General features: G+C 60.5%; 23 protein-coding genes. 13 read left to right on the top strand and 10 right to left on the bottom strand.

The genetic code is table 11. The annotated features are described in order from the left end of the window. Positions 1-4: 4 nt before the first annotated feature. Both KVH01_RS21485 and KVH01_RS21480 read right to left on the bottom strand, forming a co-directional pair. A complete protein-coding gene (locus KVH01_RS21485; protein WP_404822081.1) occupies positions 5-1336 on the bottom strand; it encodes a flavin-containing monooxygenase in 1332 nt (443 codons plus the stop codon). Between the two features lie 202 nt (positions 1337-1538). Next, positions 1539-2141, bottom strand: coding sequence for a LuxR C-terminal-related transcriptional regulator (locus KVH01_RS21480; RefSeq protein ID WP_217882815.1), 603 nt, complete (start codon positions 2139-2141; stop codon positions 1539-1541). A gap of 183 nt (positions 2142-2324) precedes the next feature. Between KVH01_RS21480 and KVH01_RS21475 the strand changes: the two genes are divergently transcribed. Continuing rightward, a complete protein-coding gene (locus tag KVH01_RS21475; RefSeq protein WP_057025639.1) occupies positions 2325-3938 on the top strand; it encodes an ATP-binding response regulator in 1614 nt (537 codons plus the stop codon). Here the strand turns inward: KVH01_RS21475 and KVH01_RS21470 are convergent. After that, positions 3928-4263, bottom strand: a complete 336-nt coding sequence (locus tag KVH01_RS21470) for a hypothetical protein (protein ID WP_043050405.1) — start codon at positions 4261-4263, stop codon at positions 3928-3930. The genes KVH01_RS21475 and KVH01_RS21470 overlap by 11 nt on opposite strands. A gap of 175 nt (positions 4264-4438) precedes the next feature. On the opposite strand from KVH01_RS21470, the gene KVH01_RS21465 reads away from it, so the two are divergent. Beyond that, the gene (locus tag KVH01_RS21465; protein WP_217882814.1) at positions 4439-4921 is read left to right on the top strand and encodes a GNAT family N-acetyltransferase; all 483 of its coding nucleotides are present in this window, start codon (positions 4439-4441) and stop codon (positions 4919-4921) included. On the opposite strand, the gene KVH01_RS21460 is transcribed toward KVH01_RS21465, so the two are convergent. From KVH01_RS21460 to KVH01_RS21450, 3 genes are all read right to left on the bottom strand, one after another. Further along, positions 4905-5396, bottom strand: coding sequence for an HIT family protein (locus KVH01_RS21460; protein ID WP_217882813.1), 492 nt, complete (start codon positions 5394-5396; stop codon positions 4905-4907). The two genes, KVH01_RS21465 and KVH01_RS21460, sit on opposite strands and share 17 nt — an antisense overlap. A gap of 230 nt (positions 5397-5626) precedes the next feature. After that, complete coding sequence (locus tag KVH01_RS21455) at positions 5627-6109, bottom strand: copper chaperone PCu(A)C (protein WP_217882812.1); 483 nt, start codon at positions 6107-6109, stop codon at positions 5627-5629. Then, on the bottom strand, positions 6109-6717 hold the full coding sequence (locus KVH01_RS21450; RefSeq protein ID WP_043050409.1) for an SCO family protein: 609 nt from the start codon (positions 6715-6717) through the stop codon (positions 6109-6111). Before KVH01_RS21450 ends, KVH01_RS21455 begins: the two co-directional genes overlap by 1 nt. A 194-nt stretch (positions 6718-6911) precedes the next feature. On the opposite strand from KVH01_RS21450, the gene KVH01_RS21445 reads away from it, so the two are divergent. The 4 genes from KVH01_RS21445 (at position 6912) to KVH01_RS21430 (ending at position 8998) form a co-directional block, all read left to right on the top strand. Continuing rightward, entirely contained in the window at positions 6912-7295 is a 384-nt protein-coding gene (locus KVH01_RS21445) for a DUF2946 domain-containing protein (RefSeq protein ID WP_217882811.1), read from the top strand. A 63-nt stretch (positions 7296-7358) separates the two neighbouring features. Continuing rightward, entirely contained in the window at positions 7359-7904 is a 546-nt protein-coding gene (locus KVH01_RS21440) for a putative natural product biosynthesis protein (RefSeq protein ID WP_217882810.1), read from the top strand. 151 nt (positions 7905-8055) lie between these two features. Continuing rightward, on the top strand, positions 8056-8613 hold the full coding sequence (locus KVH01_RS21435; protein WP_217882809.1) for a cytochrome b: 558 nt from the start codon (positions 8056-8058) through the stop codon (positions 8611-8613). 178 nt (positions 8614-8791) lie between these two features. Further along, on the top strand, positions 8792-8998 hold the full coding sequence (locus tag KVH01_RS21430; RefSeq protein ID WP_043050413.1) for a hypothetical protein: 207 nt from the start codon (positions 8792-8794) through the stop codon (positions 8996-8998). A gap of 157 nt (positions 8999-9155) precedes the next feature. Here KVH01_RS21430 and KVH01_RS21425 read toward each other — a convergent pair whose 3' ends face one another. The 3 genes from KVH01_RS21425 to KVH01_RS21415 all read right to left on the bottom strand — a co-directional run bounded on the left by KVH01_RS21425 (position 9156) and on the right by KVH01_RS21415 (position 11116). Then, complete coding sequence (locus KVH01_RS21425) at positions 9156-9632, bottom strand: hemerythrin domain-containing protein (protein ID WP_043050414.1); 477 nt, start codon at positions 9630-9632, stop codon at positions 9156-9158. Positions 9633-10021: 389 nt separating this feature from the next. Continuing rightward, positions 10022-10582 (bottom strand): type 1 glutamine amidotransferase domain-containing protein, encoded by a 561-nt coding sequence (locus tag KVH01_RS21420; RefSeq protein WP_124378257.1) that lies wholly within the window; start codon positions 10580-10582, stop codon positions 10022-10024. A gap of 30 nt (positions 10583-10612) precedes the next feature. After that, positions 10613-11116 (bottom strand): DUF4142 domain-containing protein, encoded by a 504-nt coding sequence (locus KVH01_RS21415; protein ID WP_043050416.1) that lies wholly within the window; start codon positions 11114-11116, stop codon positions 10613-10615. A 195-nt stretch (positions 11117-11311) separates the two neighbouring features. Between KVH01_RS21415 and KVH01_RS21410 the strand changes: the two genes are divergently transcribed. From KVH01_RS21410 to KVH01_RS21395, 4 genes are all read left to right on the top strand, one after another. Then, positions 11312-11521: a hypothetical protein gene (locus KVH01_RS21410; protein WP_217882808.1), complete on the top strand. Its 210-nt coding sequence runs from the start codon at positions 11312-11314 to the stop codon at positions 11519-11521. 2 nt (positions 11522-11523) lie between these two features. Then, positions 11524-11955 (top strand): DNA methylase, encoded by a 432-nt coding sequence (locus KVH01_RS21405; RefSeq protein WP_217882807.1) that lies wholly within the window; start codon positions 11524-11526, stop codon positions 11953-11955. Further along, positions 11952-12698 carry a DUF72 domain-containing protein gene (locus tag KVH01_RS21400; RefSeq protein ID WP_225924308.1) on the top strand — a complete coding sequence of 249 codons (747 nt, stop codon included), beginning with the start codon at positions 11952-11954 and terminating at the stop codon, positions 12696-12698. The genes KVH01_RS21405 and KVH01_RS21400 overlap by 4 nt, the downstream gene beginning before the upstream one ends. 81 nt (positions 12699-12779) lie before the next feature. Then, complete coding sequence (locus KVH01_RS21395) at positions 12780-13940, top strand: alpha-hydroxy acid oxidase (protein ID WP_056846234.1); 1161 nt, start codon at positions 12780-12782, stop codon at positions 13938-13940. Between the two features lie 192 nt (positions 13941-14132). Here KVH01_RS21395 and KVH01_RS21390 read toward each other — a convergent pair whose 3' ends face one another. Then, positions 14133-15059: an alpha/beta hydrolase gene (locus tag KVH01_RS21390; RefSeq protein ID WP_043050420.1), complete on the bottom strand. Its 927-nt coding sequence runs from the start codon at positions 15057-15059 to the stop codon at positions 14133-14135. A 184-nt stretch (positions 15060-15243) separates the two neighbouring features. On the opposite strand from KVH01_RS21390, the gene KVH01_RS21385 reads away from it, so the two are divergent. From KVH01_RS21385 to imuA, 3 genes are all read left to right on the top strand, one after another. After that, positions 15244-15831: an NUDIX domain-containing protein gene (locus tag KVH01_RS21385; RefSeq protein WP_043050421.1), complete on the top strand. Its 588-nt coding sequence runs from the start codon at positions 15244-15246 to the stop codon at positions 15829-15831. A 285-nt stretch (positions 15832-16116) separates the two neighbouring features. Continuing rightward, positions 16117-16734, top strand: a complete 618-nt coding sequence (gene lexA, locus KVH01_RS21380) for a transcriptional repressor LexA (protein WP_217882806.1) — start codon at positions 16117-16119, stop codon at positions 16732-16734. Further along, positions 16734-17348, top strand: coding sequence for a translesion DNA synthesis-associated protein ImuA (imuA, locus tag KVH01_RS21375; protein WP_217882805.1), 615 nt, complete (start codon positions 16734-16736; stop codon positions 17346-17348). Before lexA ends, imuA begins: the two co-directional genes overlap by 1 nt. The last annotated feature ends 7 nt before the right edge of the window (positions 17349-17355 follow it).

The raw sequence follows: 17355 nt of genomic DNA, 5'->3' as shown, positions 1-17355 counted from the left end.
GTGCTCAGGCGCTGACAGGGGTGTGCTGGACAACCGGTGCGGGTTCGCGGTACTCAAGGTACTGACGCTGGATGGCGATGTGGTCGGCCACGTATTTGGCGTCGTGCCACACACCCCAGATGAATGACGAACCACGCCGCGATTGCCACGGCAAACCGAGGAAATAGATGCCCGCTTCACTGGACACCCCGCGCTGGTGCTGGGGCTTGCCGGCCGCGTCGAAGGTATCGACTTTCAACCAGCTGTAATCCGTGGCAAACCCGGTAGCCCAGATGATCGTGGTGATGCCGGCCTGGGCCAGGTCCAGTTGCAGGATCGGGTTTTTGATGCATTCGGCATCGGGAAATATGCGACGCGCTTGGGGCTCCAGCGGCAGGTCGAGGCCGTTGCGTTCGATATAGGCGTCAGCCGCATCCAGCAGGGCCAGGTAGTTTTCGTCGCCGCGCGCCAGGTTTTCCACCAGGTTGGGCTGGAAGCTGGCCACGTTGCCGTCAAAGGCTTGGGTCAGGCCGACCAGGGTCATGCCTTGCTGGGCCAGTTCACGGAAGTCGATGGTCTTGCCACCGTGGGCGCCGCTGACGGCGATGGTCACGTGCTCGCGGCCGGGCTTCATCGCCACCTGATCCCATTCACCCAACACCCCCAGCCACCAGCAGAAGTCGCGGTTGCGATAGGCGCGGGGCGGGCGGTCATGGGCACCGACCGACAGGTACACCTGGCGCCCGGCGCGCTGCAATTCATCGGCGATCTGTACCCCGGAAGAACCGGCGCCCACCACCAATACCGCGCCCGCCGGCAATTGCCCGGGGTTGCGATAATCGGCGGAATGGATCTGGTGCAGCGCGGTGTCTTTCGGCGCTATGGCCGGAATCACCGGCTTCTGGAACGGCCCGGTGGCAGCCACCACGCGATTGGCTTCGATCACACCTTCACTGGTGTGCACAGTAAAACCGGGGCGGCCGACGTTGCGCACCACTGAGGTGACGTCCACACCGGTGCGGATCGGTGCATTGAACTTGCGTGCATAGGTTTCAAAATAATCCGCCACCGTCTCTTTGGGCGCGAAGCCATCGGCGGGCACATCAATGAATTCCAGGCCAGGGAAACGGTCATGCCAGGCCGGGCCGTTGGCGACCAACGAATCCCAGCGCCCGGTGCGCCAGCGCTCGGCGATGCGGCTGCGCTCCAGCACCAGGTGCGGCACACCTTGCTTGCTCAGGTGCTCGCTCATGGCTACGCCAGCTTGACCCGCTCCTACTACCAGCGTGTCTATTTTTGTTATTGCTTGAGTCATGTGTCTGTCCTTGCGTAATGCAGTTGGATTCAGCTTGGGCATGACGTCAAGTTAGGCGGCGGGCGGTGATTAATAAAATATTATTAAGCTGGGAAGTGAGCATAAATATCGGATGCAGAGCGACGCCTGACTGATGCGACTCGGTTTAATGTGGGAGGGGGCTTGCTCCCGACGGCGGTGGGTCAGTCCCAGATGCATTTACTGAGACTCCTCCATCGGGAGCAAGCCCCCTCCCACATTTGACCTACAACTCCCCGGAATACTTCACCGCTGCTGCCGCCCGCGACGGCACGTCCAGCGTGCGCAGCAGCGACGACACATGGATTCGCACGGTAAACGGCGAGATATCCAGGGCCTTGGCAATTTCCTTGTTGGTCTTGCCCTGGGCAATCATGCGCAGCACTTCGCGCTGGCGGGTGGTAAGGGTGTGGGTGCCCAGCGGCAGCAGGCCCGACGGCGCGAACTTGACCAGCACTTCGCCGTCGCGGATCGCCAGCAGCGCCTGGCCTATCTCGTCAGGGGTGATGTTTTTGCCGATAAACCCGTCCACGCCCAGGGCCATGACCTGTTCGATCAGCGCGGCGTCGTCGACCATCGACACCACCACCAGGGTCGTGCGCCGCAGTTGCTGGCGCAGTTCGGCCAACTGGCTGATGCAGGTCAGGCCGGGGAAACGCAGGTCGAGGATCAGGGTGTCGATTTCGCCGGCCTCGCGCAGCAGTGCGTTCACCGTGGCAAGGTCGCCGGCCTCTTGCACCTGGGCATCGGGCAACAGGCGTTGCACGGTACGCGCCATGCCTTCGCGAAACATCGGGTGGTCGTCGGCGATGATGATCCGGCCGGTCATGGTGTGCTCCTTCCTGGGGCAAGGGTGTGCTGAGGCATGCTACTTTACCCCTCTCAATACTGTAGGAGCGAGCGTGCTCGCGAAGGACGCACAGGCACCGCGCACTATCAGACAACACGCGTTATCGTTAGCGTTGTTCGCGAGCAAGCTCGCTCCTACAGTGGATATGTCAAGGATATGACTATGGGTCTCGAGACCAACTCTGAACTCGACCAAGCTAACCTGCGCATTGTGGTGGCCACCATCGCCATTGTGTATATCAGCCTACTGGGTTTCCTGCCCGGGCACTCGCTGGACACCTACCTGCCGGTGATCCTGTATATCTTCCTGTTCCTGCTGGCGTCCATCGTGTTGCGCCAAGTCATCGCGCGCTGGCCCGGGCATTACCCGGCGCGGCGCATCTTCGGCATGCTCCACGACTACACCGGCACTTCGTTCGGCCTGGTGGTGGGCGGTGAAGCGGCGTTGCCGCTGTATGCGGTGATGGTTTGGGTGAACCTGGGCAACGGCATGCGCTACGGCTCGCGCTACCTGGCGATTGCCACGGGGCTGGCGTTGCTGGCGCTGTTGGTGGTGTACCAGCTCACGCCGCTGTGGCAGGCGCAGCCGTTCATGGTGCTGATGCTGATGATCACCAGCACGGTGATCCCGGTGTACGCCCATATCCTGCTGGAGCGTACGCGCAAGGCTTCCGAAGAAGCCATCGCCGCCAATCTGGAAAAATCCCGTTTTCTCGCCCAGGCCAGCCATGACCTGCGCCAGCCGATCCACTCCATCGGCCTGTTCACCGCCTGCCTGCGCGAAGCCCGGCTGGGGGACGACGAGCGGCGGCTGGTGGATAACATCGACCGTTCGCTGCTCAACGTGTCGCAACTGTTCCGTTCGATTCTTGATCTCTATACCCTCGACAATGGCCGGCTGCTGCCCAAATACCAAGTGATCCACCTGGGCGACTTCCTCGCCGACCTGATGCGCCAGAACGCCGAAGCCGCACGCTGGGCCGGCGTGGAGCTACGCTTGCGGCCTTGCACCCACTGGGTACTGGTGGACCCGGGTATGTTGGCGACCATGGTGCAGAACCTGCTCTCCAATTGCTTCAAATACGCGGCACAACGGCCAGTGCTGGTCGGCGTGCGTATTCGCGATGACGGCCTGGTGGTGGAGGTGCATGACCAGGGGCGGGGGATTGCCAGGGAGCATCTGTCACAGGTTTTCGAGGAGTTCTACCGCGTGCGTCAATTGCGCGACAAGGACGTCGAAGGCGTCGGCCTGGGGCTGTCCATCGTTAAGCGCCTGGGGCAATTGATGGGGTTGCGCGTAAGCCTGCGTTCGCGGGTGGGCCGTGGCACCTCAGTAAGCCTGCATGGCCTGGCACTCGCCACTGCGCCGGTTCAACCGGCATTGCGCGCCGATGCGCGCCAGGCCGGCCTGCTCACGGGTTTGAAAGTATGCCTGGTGGAAGATGACCACAACGTACTGCTCGCCACCCAGGCCCTGCTGGAGCGCTGGGGTTGCGAGGTGCAGGCCGAGTCCAGTGGGCAGGGCCTGGTCAGCGACTGCGACATCATCGTCGCCGACTATGACCTGGGCAACCACGCCACCGGTATCGAATGCATCGATCAGCTACGCCAGCAACGTGGCTGGGCGGTGCCGGCGTTGATCCTCACCGGTCATGACGTGGAGAAAATCCAGGCTGCGTTGCACGACCGTCAGATCGCAATACTCTCCAAGCCGGTGCGCCCTGCGGAACTGCGCGGCAGGTTGCGCGACCTCAGACGGGAAAACATTACTGCATGAATGGCGTCAGCCCGTTTCCACGTGCGCCTTTGGGCTGGCAGTAGGCGGCAGGTTTCATCAGGCCAAAGCTGGCGATTGCGAACGCACCGCCGCTGGCACCGCTGGGTACGGAGCAGTTGTATTCGCCGGATGCGGTGTTGGCCACATAGTAGGTGGTCATGGAGTCGCTGCGCACATTGGAGATACGTTTTACCGGCTCGCCCAGGTTGGTCTCCGACAGCGTCTTGAGATGGTCTTCAGTGGGCTTGATATTGCTGCAACCGGCTACGCCGATCATCAGGGCGCCCAGCAGGGCAAGGCGAGTAACGGGGGAGTGGAGTTTCATGGTGCTTCTTCCTTGGGGTTGTTATGGTTTTTCCAACGCACAACGAACCCGCGCGCAATGGATGCGCGGTGCCGGACGAGCGTTGGAAGTGCCGGGGAATATAGCGCCGCAGTTGGGAAGGGTCGATTAGCACAAATGGGCTAATGGCAAATTGAGGTCACACAAGGACATTGCAATGCTGGAGATAATCCGCGCGTCACCCGAGGACGCCAACTGCGCGTTTGACATCCGCCGCGACGCCATCCTTGACCAGTGCATCGGCGCCTACAGTGCCGAGCAGATGGCGCTTTGGACGCGGGGCAAGGCCGCCGATGGCTACGACGTGCTGATGGACAAACTGTTTTACCTGGGCTGGGTGAACGGCGAGGCCGTCGCCACCGGCATGCTCGACCTTGATAACAATGAAGTGGGGGCATTGTTCGTGCGGCCTGGGTTCACCGGGCGTGGATATGGCAAGGCGATGCTTGACCACCTGGAGGACGTTGCGCGGCAACGGGCCATTGACGAGGTGGTGCTGGATGCAACCTTGAATGCGGTGGGTTTCTATCGGGGGTGTGGTTATGTGGGCGATGAGCAGGCGGTGTATCGCTCGCCGTCGGGGCTGGTGCTGGCGTGTATTCCGATGGTGAAGCGGCTGCGTGTCATGCCTGGAGCTTGAATGCCGCACGCAATTGTTCAATCACCTGCTCAACCCCCGGCCCTTGAATCTGCGGGGGTGTAGTGCTTTCGCCAAATTCGCGCCATACAAACAGGGTCAGTTCGGCCCCATCGGTCAGCGTTTCCTGGAGTTCCTGGGCGCCAAGACGCTGCAATGTGCGATAGCGTTCATCCTGCCAGAACGCTTGTTCAACCCAGGCATAGACGGGGATGAAGTGAAAGTGCAGCGGCAAGCCTGGCATATGACCGTAACGGCTGATGTACAACCATTTTGGCTGGAGTCGGGCTTGCATCACGCGCTGGATATTGGCGAGCAAGCCGCCCAGTTCGGCCAGTGCGGCGTCAGGCATATCGGCGAGCGAATCGATCGGTGCCTTGGCGCCCAGCATCAGGTAGCCCGGCAGCTTTGACGCCTGGTGGTGATTGAGCAGCCAGTGCTCGGTCTGGTGCAGGATGAAGGCGGGGGCGATCTGCATAGGCGCGCGTCCATGTGGGTTGGAGCGGCAGGATAACAAGTATCTTTGGATTGGTTGTATCCGGTCAAAATGTGGGACTTGTCCTAATGCCAGTCAGTTAAGGCTTTTGTAGGAGCGAGCTTGCTCGCGAAAAACTCACAGGCGCCGCGTTCATTCAGGAAGCACGCGTTATCGTTGACGTTTTTCGCGAGCAAGCTCGCTCCTACAGAGGGCCCTTTCCCGCAGCCCAATCAATGCATCTTGCTATGGTCCATCTTGCTATGGTCCATGCCATCCAGGCCACGGGCGGCAGCCTTTACTTCAACCGTCTGCTTTTCACCCTTGGCATCCTGCACCGTGAGGGTCAGCGGCACCTGGTCGCCTTCCTTGATCTGGCCGGTCAGGCCCATCAGCATCACGTGGTAGCCGTTCGGGTCGAGCTTGACGGCTTTGCCAGCAGGCAGGGCCACCGAGTCCACCGGACCCATGCGCATCACGTCGTCCTTCATGCTCATTTCATGGATCTGCACGTCCTTGGCCACCGGCGAGGCCACGCTGAGCAGCCGGCTGTCGCTGTCGGCGGTGACGGTCATGAACGCGCCGCTGGACGGCTGGCCCGGCACGGAGGCGCGCACCCAGGCGTCGGTGACCAGCACCTGGGCGCTGGCGTGGGCGGCGAGGCCCAGCAGGGTGAGGCCGAGTGTCAGGCGCTTGAGGTGTTGAACGGCAGTCATTAGCAGACCTCCATGACGGTGAGCAGGTCTTCTGCGCACTCTTGAGCGGTAAGGGATGCCTGCAAGCCAAGGCGCAGGTTGCCACGGGTGTCGAACACGAAACTGGTGGCGGTGTGGGATAGGGTGTAGGTGTCGCCGGCAGGGATCTTTTCATAAAAGATCCCGAACTCCTTCGCGGCCACGGCGATTTCTTCCGGGGTGCCGTAGAGCGCTTCGAAGCTGGGGTCGAAGGCCTTGACGTACTTGTCGAGGATTTCAGGGGTGTCGCGCTCGGGGTCCAGGGTGATGAACACCACCTGCATGATCTCACCGTCGCGGCCCATCAGCTTCTTGGCCTGGGCGGCGCGGGCCAGGGTGGTGGGGCAGACCGCGGGGCACTGGGTGAAGCCGAAGAACACCACCGGCATCAGGCCACGGTACGAACTCAGGGTGACGGTTTCGCCGTCGGTGTTCTTGAGCTTGAAGGTGCGGCCCATGATCTTGTCACTGAGGTCCTTGCCGTATTTGAAATTCAGCTTGGGGCTGTAGTCACAGCCGCCCAGCAGGCTGCCCAGGCCCAACAGGCCCATGCCGGTCAGCACTTTGCGGCGGGTGAATAACGTACTCATTAACTGTGCATCCTGTGAAACGCCTGCATTGCTCTGGATCTACACATCAGGCTTTGAAAGCCAGGCTTTGAAACGTAGAAACGAGGAGGGCCCACAGTCTAGCAACCCTGGCTGGCCGGCGTAATCTGCGACGTTCTGCCACAGGGGCGCGCCGTATTTCATCCTTTTGCGGCTTCGGTGGTAGAGTCGCCGCCATGAAATTGCGCCACTGTGACCGTTCGCTGATCGCCTGGGCCCTGTACTTTTGCGTGCTGATGAACCTGTTCGCCTGCGGTTTAGGGCATGGCCAGATGATGGGCCAGCAACTCAATGGCATCGGTGGCCTGTTCTGTTCAGCGGACGGCGGCCAGCCGCCGATTTCCGATAAAGGGTTGGCTAACCCGAATTCCAGCAACATCTCGAACTACTTTGCCTGCCCGGTGTGCAGCGCCGTTACCGTCGCCATCGTCTTCCTGATCGGCCTGGCCTGGCTGTTGGGCCTGGCGCAAACCCCGCGTCCTGCCCATGAGCGGCGCAATAAGGCGCCACCGCGTTACTCCTGGCCCTCGGCCAACCCCCGCGCTTCCCCAGACTTCTGACGTGTGCCTTGGGCCCCCTGTGACCAGGGGGACGTTCTATCGTCACGACTGTGAGTGCGACCCATGAATCATCAATTGCCTGCAGGCGCCAACCGCCTGGTCAGCAAGGCATCTCGCCGCCTGCGCGCGGAGCTGGTGCTGCCCGATTACCCGAGTAACTCCCGCTGTTTCGTGCACCTGGATGCACGCCTGTTGCCCCATTGGCACACGTTGTTTGATATCTGCCCGGCACTGCTCAAGCTTGACCCACCGGAGGGGCTGAACCTGTTCCGCAGTTTCATGACCTGGGCCTATCGTAATCGGCCAGCGCTGGATTGGACCTATCACCTGAACGTGTGTCGCTGGCTACTGGGCTCGGCTTACCGTGCGCAGATCGGCGACGAGCCCATCGAAGCCTTTATGACGGCCTCGGCGGCGTGTTGGGTCAATACCGATCAAAGCCAGGCCCAGGGCGTGGTGCTGGCCTGGCAAGGGACAAGGGTTTTCGATTGGAAGGGCGCAGCATCACTGGGCGCCGAACGCCAGGCGTTGCCAGACCCGGCAGGGGACTTTGCCTGGTGTCCGTTGACCCGCCAGGCGCGTTTCGGTGGTTGGTTGCCCGTGCCTTGAGGCACCGCGCGACGTGGGTAATGGCGTCGCCCGGGCGGTATTTCATAAAATTGTAGGAATCCCCTGATTTTTCCTACTTCCCGTGGGATCGGTGTTTTTTTACCGGCAGGAATGCGATGTTCATCTTCGATATCAAAAAAAAGAGGCCGCGATGAAGAATACTTTCGAGACTCCCCATTCCCCTGATGCTCACTACGATGCTGTCAGCCGAACGCTACATTGGTTGATGGCCTTGCTCTTCACCTGGAGCTATTGCACTGCAGTGACCCATTACCTGGCGTCCGACTCCACACTGGACAAACTGCTATGGCCCTACCACAAGCCTGCGGGTCTGCTATTGCTGGTGCTGCTGATACTGCGGGCCGGCTGGAATCTGCTGCACCGCCATAACCGTCCGCCGAGCGTGAACAGCCTGGCGTCTTTCGGGCATGGTGCGCTGTATGTATTGATGTTCCTGATTCCCGCTATCGGGTTGCTGCGCCAGTACGGTTCCGGGCGCGAATTCTCGGCGTTTGGCCTGACGATCATGTCAGGCCTGGAGGGTGAGAAAATACAGTGGATGATCGACCTGGGCCGAGATTTTCATAGCGAACTGGGATGGGCGATGCTGGTGTTGATTGTCGGTCATATCGGCGCCGTGATCCTGCACTCCCTACGGGGGGATTCCCGAGTGTTGCGGCGCATGCTTGGCAAACCCGGAGGGCTCTGAGCACGGCTGGTCCCGGTTCCGGCATTGACCCTTGCTCACAGAGTTACCGCAACTTCCCGCTGCCGTGAGCATCGACATGAGGGTGTAATCAACCCTGGGAGAAGGCAGGGTCGTTGAAATCGGATGGAACCCTGAGGCCAGATACTTGACCTAATACATAGACCTCAGGAGGTGATTCATGCAAGTAGACTATATCTGGATCGTATTGGCGGTGATTCTGCTGCTGGCGGAACTGTGGGCAATCAACGTCGTATTGCGCAGCACCGGTGGCTGGGAGAGCAAGGGGCTGTGGCTGGTGATCCTGATCTTCGTGCCGTTGCTGGGCTTGATTGTGTGGGCGCTGTTCGGACCCAAGCGCGAGATGGCCTCAGCGCGTAAAGACTGAGGTGCAGGGTGGCTACATCCCATGTTTAACAATGCCCCGTATCGCTAGATACGGGGCATTGTTGTGATAGCGGTAGAAAAACCACAGCGCGCAGAGTTAGTGGGCCGCAGGCCTCTGATTACTTTTGCCGCCATGGATTGGCACTTTGCCTTGGACCTCAGGCGGCCAACGGTTTACTGGCGTGGGCCTTTTTATACGCCGCTTTCATCGCTTCCATTTCAGCGCCCAGTTCGTCAAGCACCGCCTTGCCGAGCAATTTCCTGGCCTGGGGAAACATCTCGGTTTCTTCCTCTTCGATGTGGTGCTCAAGCAACTCTTTGACCACTTTGACCCGCCCGGAAAACTCGGTGGATGATGGGTCGGTCTGCTTCAGGTCGGGCAGCACCAGCGAGTCGACGGTGCGGTGCTCTTCCTTGGCTTCGTGGTACATGATGTCCTGCTCCTTGCCGCCGGCTTTGCGGAAAGCGGGGTAGAGGATTTCTTCCTCAAGCTGGGTATGCAGGGTGATTTCCATCTCGAGCTTGGCCAGCAACTCGGTACGTTTTTTAACCCCGCGCTCGGTGGATTCGCTCAGTTGGGTCAGCAGGGTCTTCACGCGTTCGTGGTCGGCTTTGAGAAGGTCGATGGCATTCATGTAGAACCTCACGGTAGTGGACGGGCGTGTCGAAATGCACGCCTCGTAGTCAGGCTATTGCATCAGGCGTACCAACTTTCTCTTCGAAATATTTATGTTTAAAATCAACTAGATATAAGTTAAGCAAGGCTTGGCTTTCGTGCAGCTTGCATGGTCGGGCTCCCGCAGGATTGCACAATGCTGCCCAGGGCCAAATGTGGGAGGGGCTTGCCCTGATGCCGGCCAGTTAAGCGAACGAAATGCTCAAAGCAGCGCAGGTCAATGTGGGAGGGGGCTTGCTCCCGATAGCAATGGGGCAGCGAAAAATAGGCTAGCTGAACCACTGCTATCGGGAGCAAGCCCCCTCCCACATTTTCATCTCCAGCGTCCTGGAGATTTTTATCTGGTGATCAGCCGGCGACAGCCTTGGCAATCGCCTCGTTGAACGCCGGCAAGTCGTCCGGCGTACGTGAGGTGATCAAGGTCCAGCCGTTGGCCTTGCACTCCTTGACCTCGGCATCGACCACGCCTGCGGCACCTGCGTTTTCAAGGTCGATGCGCACGCTTTTATAGGAAGTCAGGGTCTTGCCCTTGACCACGCCGGCATCGATCAGCGCCCATGGCCCGTGGCAAATGGCCGCGATGGTTTTGCCGGCTTCGGCGAAGTCCTTGATCAGGCGCAGCGCTGCGGCATCCTGGCGCAAGGTATCGGCATTCACCGTGCCGCCTGGGATGACCAGCGCATCGAAGTTGCCGCTGACCACATCCGACAGTTGCACGTCGGACTCCACGGTGCCGTCCTTTTCGGTATCGCCGACAAAGGTCTGGGTGGTACCGCCTTTGCTGGATGCGTGGGTCACGGTGGCGCCATAGCCCCGCAGGGCTTCCAGGGGTTTGAGCAGCTCGTCGCGCTCGATACCGGTATTGGAGGTGATGATCAGGATTTTCTTACCGTTGAGTTGTGCACTCATGAGCGGATATCTCCTGTGTGGGTGAGTGAATTACTTGGCGTATTTGCTTTGCAGCTCCTTGGCCATTTTCAGGTGTTTTTCCAGGGTCGGCAGCTTCTCGCTGGCAAAAGCCTTCAGCTCGGCGTTGTCCGAGGAAGTCGATTCTTTCTTGAACAGCTCGACGGCTTCTTCATGGGCGTTGACCTGGTTGTTGGCATAGGCCTTGTCGAAGGATTCGTCGCGCATCTCGAGAATGGCTTTCTTGGCCTTGTCCATGAGCGCGGCATCATCCGGTACTTCAAGATCATGTTTCTTGGCCAGTGCCATCAGTTCCTGGTTGGCCTTGGTGTGGTCGTCGACCATGTGCTGGGCGAAGGTCTTCACGTCAGCCGAACTGCTTTTTTGCAGGGCCAGTTTGCCGGCCTCGACTTCGGTGATACCACTCTGCGCAGCCTTGTCGACGAAGTCATTGGAGGTCGCCGCCATGGCAACGGAAATCGAACCCGCAGCCAGTGCGAAAGTCAGGCCCATCTGTTTCATCAGCTTGCTAGTCATGGTGAATCTCCTTATGGATGACGTGATGTCGTTACCTGAGTGTTGAGCCGGCGGCCGCGCAAAAGGTTTAAATTTTTTTTGCGTTTTTTCGCCAGCGGTGACGAGGGCAATTTCCTTGAACTATCGAATTTCGTCGGGCTCTGCTGCATAGGGTCGCCAATGTCTGGACGACCGTAATGACCAGGAGATTGAACGGTGAGCGAACACAAGAACGCTGACAAAACCCCTGAACCCATCAGCTCTGAAGACGCGCAAAAGGGTAAGGCTGACGGCACCAAGGGGCAGACGCTGGAGCGGCCGAACCCAAAGACCGAAACCATCGATAAGCTCGTGACGCCGACGTCGATCAAGGACATTGAGCGTCAGACAGATGCGATCAATGAGACGCTCCGCAAGGGGCATTGAACATGGCGCGTGCGATCAGTGCGTCTGAGTTGGGCATCGAGCTCAAACCCGACGATGACAACAGCCTGTTCAAATGGTTTGTCGCCAGTTTCTTGATGGGCAAACGCATTCAGGCGCCCATCGCTGCCCAGGCTTACAAGGTCATCGTCGAGCAAGAGGGCCGCGATACGCCGCGCAAGCTGCAGCATTGCACCTCCCGTGAACTGGTTTCGATGTTGGGACGTGCCCACTACGTACGTTACGACGAAACCACCGCCCAGCGCCTGCTGGACCTGAGTGCCAAATTGAATGCCGAGTACGCCGGCAAGATCACCCAGATCAAACACGCCAGCGAGGATCGTCACGCTTTCGAACAGCGCCTCGGCGAGTTTGACGGGGTCGGGCCCAAGACCATCGAGATTTTCATGCGCGATGCAGCCAAGGTGCTGTTTTGACGGCACCTGTGTATGTGGGATGTGCAGGGTGGAATCTGCCGCGCGAGCACTGGGCGGCGTTTGTCGAAGAGGGCACTCACCTGCAGCGCTATGCCTCGCGCTTCAACGCGGTGGAAATCAACAGTTCGTTTTACCGTGCGCATCTGCCCAAGACCTATGCACGCTGGGCGCAATCGGTGCCATCGGCATTTCGTTTTTCGGTCAAGGTGCCCAAGCGCATCACCCATGAACTGCGCTTGCAAGGGTGCGTTACCGCGCTGGATGAATTTCTTGAACAGTGCCTGCACCTGGAGCAGAAGTTGGGTTGCCTGCTGGTACAGCTGCCGCCTTCGTTGCGCTATGAACCGGCGTTGGCCACAGGTTTTTTCATTGCACTGCGCCAGCGTTTTGCCGGCGCCGTGGTGCTGGAGCCGCGTCACCCCAGTTGGCTCGATGCCGAGGCCATGTTGCTGGACATGCAGATAGGCCGGGTAAACGCCGACCCGGCCGTGATCGACCCGGGCGCCGGCTGGCAAGGCGTGCAGTATTGGCGCTTGCACGGCTCGCCGCGCATTTATCACAGCGCCTACGGCCCGCAGCGTGTGCAGGCCTATGCGCGGTTGCTGGAGTCGTCGGCTGCGGCGGGTGTTCCCACTTGGTGCATCTTCGATAACACGGCCAGCGGCCATGCGGTGATGGACGCTCTTTTGATGGTGAACAGCGAACATCTGGCTATGTCGCACGCGGCACCTCTTAGCCAATAAAACCTTGGTTGCGAGCCAGTGGTTGGCTGCGCAGCCGATCGCCGGTTAATCTCTTCCCTCAGTTCAGGGAGAGGTGACCCGATGTCGTTGATCACAACCATCGAAGACTTACGCAAGCTGGCGCAGAAACGTGTGCCACGGATGTTCTACGACTACGCTGATTCCGGTTCCTGGACTGAGAGCACCTATCGCGCCAATGAGCGTGATTTTGCGCGCATCCAATTCCGCCAAAGGGTGGCGCGTAATATCGATGAACGCTCGATCCGCGCCACGATGATCGGCCAGGACATGGCCATGCCCGTGGCCCTGGCGCCCACCGGCCTGGCGGGCATGCAGCATGCCGATGGCGAGATCCTCACCGCCCGTGCCGCTGCCGCATTCGGGCTGCGCTATACCTTGTCGACCATGAGCATCTGCTCCCTGGAAGACATTGCCGAGCATGTTGGCCAGCCGTTCTGGTTCCAGCTGTATGTGATGCGCGACCGCGGGTTTATCGAGCGCTTGATCGAGCGCGCCAAGGCCGCGGGGGTGGATGCGCTGGTGCTGACCCTTGATCTGCAAATCCTCGGGCAACGCCACAAGGACTTGATCAATGGCCTGTCGGCACCGCCCAAGCTGACCCTGCCGAATATCCTCAACATGATGACCAAGCCGCGCTGGGTGATGGGCATGCTCGGCACCCAGCGCCGTGGTTTCGGCAATATCGTCGGGCATGTGAAGGGCGTGGCCGACATGAGTTCGCTGTCATCCTGGACCGCCCAGCAATTCGACCCGCGCCTGAGTTGGGACGATGTGGCATGGATCAAGAAATGCTGGGGCGGCAAGCTGATCATCAAGGGCATCCTCGATGTGGAGGATGCGCGGCTGGCGGCAGATTCCGGCGCCGATGCGCTGGTGGTAAGCAACCACGGCGGTCGTCAGCTGGATGGCGCGCCGTCGAGCATCAGCCAACTGCCGGCGATTGTCGAGGCCGTGGGCAAGCGCATTGAGGTGTGGCTCGACGGTGGCATTCGCTCCGGCCAGGACGTACTCAAGGCCATCGCCCTGGGGGCCAAGGGCACCATGATCGGTCGCCCGCACTTGTATGGCCTGGGAGCGATGGGTGAGGCGGGCGTGACCAAGGCGCTGGATATCATTGCCCGAGAGTTGGACGTGTCGATGGCGCTGTGTGGCTATAACGATATACGTGACGTGAACCGCGAGATTTTGCTGCCCGGGAGCTTTCCTGAATGTGTTGCCTGAGCAAAAAAACCGTAAAAATATAAAAAGAGTTGTCCACGAAAACCGTGGGTATCTCTGTGGATAACTTTACGAAGACCCGGCAGCATTGGCGATTTCAATGCAGGTCATTATTTGATCAACTTCTGTTGCGGGCCAGTATGGGCAGGGTTTGCGCTTGACAGCCAAGCGCGAACCCAGTGCCGAAAAGCCTGTTTATGACGCGTTGTCGCGCGCTGTGGAGTGACTCACCACCGGGTCGGGCATCTTGGTGCGCATCAGTCTGTCCAGTGCTTGGCCATAACTGCGCCCGGCCAGGCTCATGCTGTTGTTATGGCTGGCGCCCGGTACCAGCAACAGATGCTTGGGCTCCTGGGCGGCTTCAAACAATTGTTGGCTGAAACGCGGTGGCACGTAACGGTCGTCGAGGCCATGAACCACCAACAACGGCATGTGGATGTCGGCAATCTTGTCGATGGAGTCGAACTTCTGTGACAGCAACCAGCGCACCGGCAACGAGGTGTTGCTGACGGCTGTGGCCACATCCGCCAGGGAGGTGAAGGTGGACTCGATCACCAGCCCGCGTACCGGCAGCGGCGCCTGCTTGCCCAGTTCGGCAGCCAGGTCGATGGCCACCGCGCCACCCAGGGAATGCCCGTATATCAGGCGTTTGCCGGGGTCCGGTTGCAGGGTTTGGAAGCGCTCCCAGGCGATGCGTGCATCCTCGTACACCGTGGTTTCCGAAGGCAGGTCGCCAAGGCTTTGACCAAAGCCGCGATAGTCGATGGCCAATACCGAGAAGCCCAGGGCATGCAATTGTTCGATGCGAAACAGCTGGCCTGTGAGATTCCAGCGCACCCCGTGCAGGTAGAGGATGGCCGGCGCATCCTTGTTCGCAGCCGGGTACCACCAGCCATGGATGTTCTGTCCCGATTTGAAACTGGCAGGCCTGAGTTCGAACTCCTGCACCGCCTTGGGCAGGCCGGTGTACCAGCCGGCAGTCCCCGGTTCGATGCGAAACACCAGCTCGCGTTCCTTATGTTGCAGCACGGCGCAGCCGACGGGCAGGCCGACGATCAACGCAGCCATGCACAACAAGGGCAGCCAGCGCAGACCCAGGCGGGCGATAAAGCGAGAAGACATGAAAGCTCCAGGACAAAAGCGAAGCACGGGTTTTACCAGATGGCCCGGGCGCGCAGGCATTAATGCGACGGTTGTAACAGAGCAAAGTGTTACAGCATTGAACAATCCAGGCGCAGGTTGTTAGGGTGGTCGGCTCAACGGCAGCCATCGCCACTGAACCTGTTCCCACCTGCATAGGCCCACTATGGACAACAGCCCCGTTCGCATCACCGCCGAAGAAACCCTCTCGGACAGCTGGTACCTCTTGAAAAAATACAGCTTCGACCTGCGTCGCCGGGATGGCAGCTGGCAAGCCCAGACCCGCGAGGTGTACGACCGCGGCAACGGCGCGACGATCCTGCTGTACAACCGCGGGCAACGCACGGTGCTGTTGATCCGCCAGTTCCGCATGCCCACCTTCGTCAACGACTACCCCGGCTACCTGATCGAAGCGGCGGCCGGCTTGCTCGACAACGCCAGCCCCGAAGAACGCATCCGCCTGGAAGCCGAGGAAGAGACCGGGTATCGCGTGGGGCATGTGGAGAAAATCTACGCGGCGTTCATGAGTCCGGGCTCGGTGACTGAGCGGATTCACTTTTTTATCGGTGAATACCAACCAGGCGATCGGGTAGGGGACGGCGGTGGCCTGGCGGAGGAGGGCGAGGATATCGAGGTGCTCGAACTGGGTTTCGAGCAGGCATTGGAGAGGGTGCAAAGTGGGGATATTGTGGATGGCAAGACGATCATGTTGTTGCAGCATCTTGAATTGCGGATGCTGAAAGAAGGCTGGTGAGGGAGCTTGCTCCCGCAGCGGCCTGACAGCCGCCGATGATCCCACTGATGCGCCCGCGATCCAATGTGGGAGGGGGCTTGCTCCCGATGAGGGAGTATCAGGCAACGCATCTGGGACTGACCCACCGCCATCGGGAGCAAGCCCCCTCCCACATTTTTTACCGAGTGCAGCCAATCAGACCGTCATGAAATCAAGCCCCCATCCCAGATTCAGAGTCGCGCACCCACCTAGTTAACCTCACCCCCGACTGACGGCAATTGTCAGAAATTTCCCAAAGGAGTACAAATGTACTCCATGACGACCCTGACCCCCCGCCGTACCGCCATCCTGACCTTTATCCGCGACCGCATCGCGCAACAAGGCCAGCCCCCCAGCCTCGCCGAGATCGCCGAGGCGTTCGGCTTTGCCTCGCCCAGCGTCGCCCGCAAGCATGTGGTGGCCCTGACCGACGCTGGCTTTATCGAGGTCAACCCCAACCAGGCCCGTGGTATTCGTCTGCTCAATCAACCCGCGCGTCCCGAGTGGCTGGATGTGCCGGTGCTGGGGCGAGTGGCCGCAGGCCGGCCCATTGGCGCCGATGCCGAAGTGCACAGCCGCTTGCAACTGGACCCAGCCACCTTCGCGAAAACCCCCGATTACCTGCTGCGGGTGCAGGGCGATTCGATGATCGAAGACGGCATTCTCGACGGCGACCTGGTGGGCGTGCTCCGCAGCGTCGAAGCCTTGAACGGGCAGATTGTGGTGGCGCGCCTGGACGGTGAAGTCACCATCAAGCGGTTCGAGCGCAGCGGCGACCGGGTTCGCCTGTTGCCACGCAATCCTTCGTATCAACCCATCGTGGTTGGTCCCGACCAGGACCTGGCCATCGAAGGGGTGTTCTGCGGCCTGGTGAGGCAAGGCTGATGGGCGCCGTGGTTGCCCTGGACTCGCTGTTCAATGGCGGGCGAGTCTGGAAGGGCCGGCCCGCCGCGCCACCGGCCAGCGTGCACCCTACGGGGCTGGCGGCGCTGGATGCGGTGCTGCCCAGTGGCGGCTGGCCAGAAGCGGCCTTGAGTGAAATCCTCATGTCCAAGGACGGTGTGGGCGAGTTGCAGTTGGTACTGCCGACCCTGGCACGCTTGTCGACCCTGGGCGAGCGCATTGTGCTGGTGGCGCCGCCCTATACGCCGTACCCCCACGCCTGGCAGAACGCCGGGGTGGATGTGCGCAAGCTTTGCATCATCCAGGCCGAGGAGCGCGACGCGCTGTGGGCGGTGGAGCAGTGCCTGCGCTCTGGCAGTTGCGGTGCGGTGTTGTGCTGGCCGCGCAAGGCCGATGACCGGGCCTTGCGGCGTTTGCAGGTGGCGGCGGAAACCGGCCAGACCCTGGCGTTTGCCTGGCGCTCCTTGAGTGAAGCGGTCAATGCATCGCCCGCGGCATTGCGCCTGGCGGTCGAGGCCAGGCCCGCGCAAGTGCGGGTGCTCAAATGCCGGGGCGGGCTGGCCCACCCGGCGCCGATTGCCCTGGCGGGGCATTGAGGTTGCC

Origin of the sequence: Pseudomonas khavaziana (genome assembly GCF_019145205.1) — a bacterium.
Classification (GTDB): domain Bacteria; phylum Pseudomonadota; class Gammaproteobacteria; order Pseudomonadales; family Pseudomonadaceae; genus Aquipseudomonas; species Aquipseudomonas khavaziana.
Note: the sequence above shows the minus strand (reverse complement) of the source record. Positions and strands in the feature narration are given on the sequence as shown.

Bases quoted from the DNA above. Each gene is read 5' to 3' on its own strand.
- KVH01_RS21485 (WP_404822081.1), bottom strand. From the start codon at position 1,336: ATGCCCAAGCTGAATCCAACTGCATTACGCAAGGACAGACACATGACT.
- KVH01_RS21480 (WP_217882815.1), bottom strand. From the start codon at position 2,141: ATGACCGGCCGGATCATCATCGCCGACGACCACCCGATGTTTCGCGAA.
- KVH01_RS21475 (WP_057025639.1), top strand. From the start codon at position 2,325: ATGGGTCTCGAGACCAACTCTGAACTCGACCAAGCTAACCTGCGCATT.
- KVH01_RS21470 (WP_043050405.1), bottom strand. From the start codon at position 4,263: ATGAAACTCCACTCCCCCGTTACTCGCCTTGCCCTGCTGGGCGCCCTG.
- KVH01_RS21465 (WP_217882814.1), top strand. From the start codon at position 4,439: ATGCTGGAGATAATCCGCGCGTCACCCGAGGACGCCAACTGCGCGTTT.
- KVH01_RS21460 (WP_217882813.1), bottom strand. From the start codon at position 5,396: ATGCAGATCGCCCCCGCCTTCATCCTGCACCAGACCGAGCACTGGCTG.
- KVH01_RS21455 (WP_217882812.1), bottom strand. From the start codon at position 6,109: ATGACTGCCGTTCAACACCTCAAGCGCCTGACACTCGGCCTCACCCTG.
- KVH01_RS21450 (WP_043050409.1), bottom strand. From the start codon at position 6,717: ATGAGTACGTTATTCACCCGCCGCAAAGTGCTGACCGGCATGGGCCTG.
- KVH01_RS21445 (WP_217882811.1), top strand. From the start codon at position 6,912: ATGAAATTGCGCCACTGTGACCGTTCGCTGATCGCCTGGGCCCTGTAC.
- KVH01_RS21440 (WP_217882810.1), top strand. From the start codon at position 7,359: ATGAATCATCAATTGCCTGCAGGCGCCAACCGCCTGGTCAGCAAGGCA.
- KVH01_RS21435 (WP_217882809.1), top strand. From the start codon at position 8,056: ATGAAGAATACTTTCGAGACTCCCCATTCCCCTGATGCTCACTACGAT.
- KVH01_RS21430 (WP_043050413.1), top strand. From the start codon at position 8,792: ATGCAAGTAGACTATATCTGGATCGTATTGGCGGTGATTCTGCTGCTG.
- KVH01_RS21425 (WP_043050414.1), bottom strand. From the start codon at position 9,632: ATGAATGCCATCGACCTTCTCAAAGCCGACCACGAACGCGTGAAGACC.
- KVH01_RS21420 (WP_124378257.1), bottom strand. From the start codon at position 10,582: ATGAGTGCACAACTCAACGGTAAGAAAATCCTGATCATCACCTCCAAT.
- KVH01_RS21415 (WP_043050416.1), bottom strand. From the start codon at position 11,116: ATGACTAGCAAGCTGATGAAACAGATGGGCCTGACTTTCGCACTGGCT.
- KVH01_RS21405 (WP_217882807.1), top strand. From the start codon at position 11,524: ATGGCGCGTGCGATCAGTGCGTCTGAGTTGGGCATCGAGCTCAAACCC.
- KVH01_RS21395 (WP_056846234.1), top strand. From the start codon at position 12,780: ATGTCGTTGATCACAACCATCGAAGACTTACGCAAGCTGGCGCAGAAA.
- KVH01_RS21390 (WP_043050420.1), bottom strand. From the start codon at position 15,059: ATGTCTTCTCGCTTTATCGCCCGCCTGGGTCTGCGCTGGCTGCCCTTG.
- KVH01_RS21385 (WP_043050421.1), top strand. From the start codon at position 15,244: ATGGACAACAGCCCCGTTCGCATCACCGCCGAAGAAACCCTCTCGGAC.
- lexA (WP_217882806.1), top strand. From the start codon at position 16,117: ATGTACTCCATGACGACCCTGACCCCCCGCCGTACCGCCATCCTGACC.
- imuA (WP_217882805.1), top strand. From the start codon at position 16,734: ATGGGCGCCGTGGTTGCCCTGGACTCGCTGTTCAATGGCGGGCGAGTC.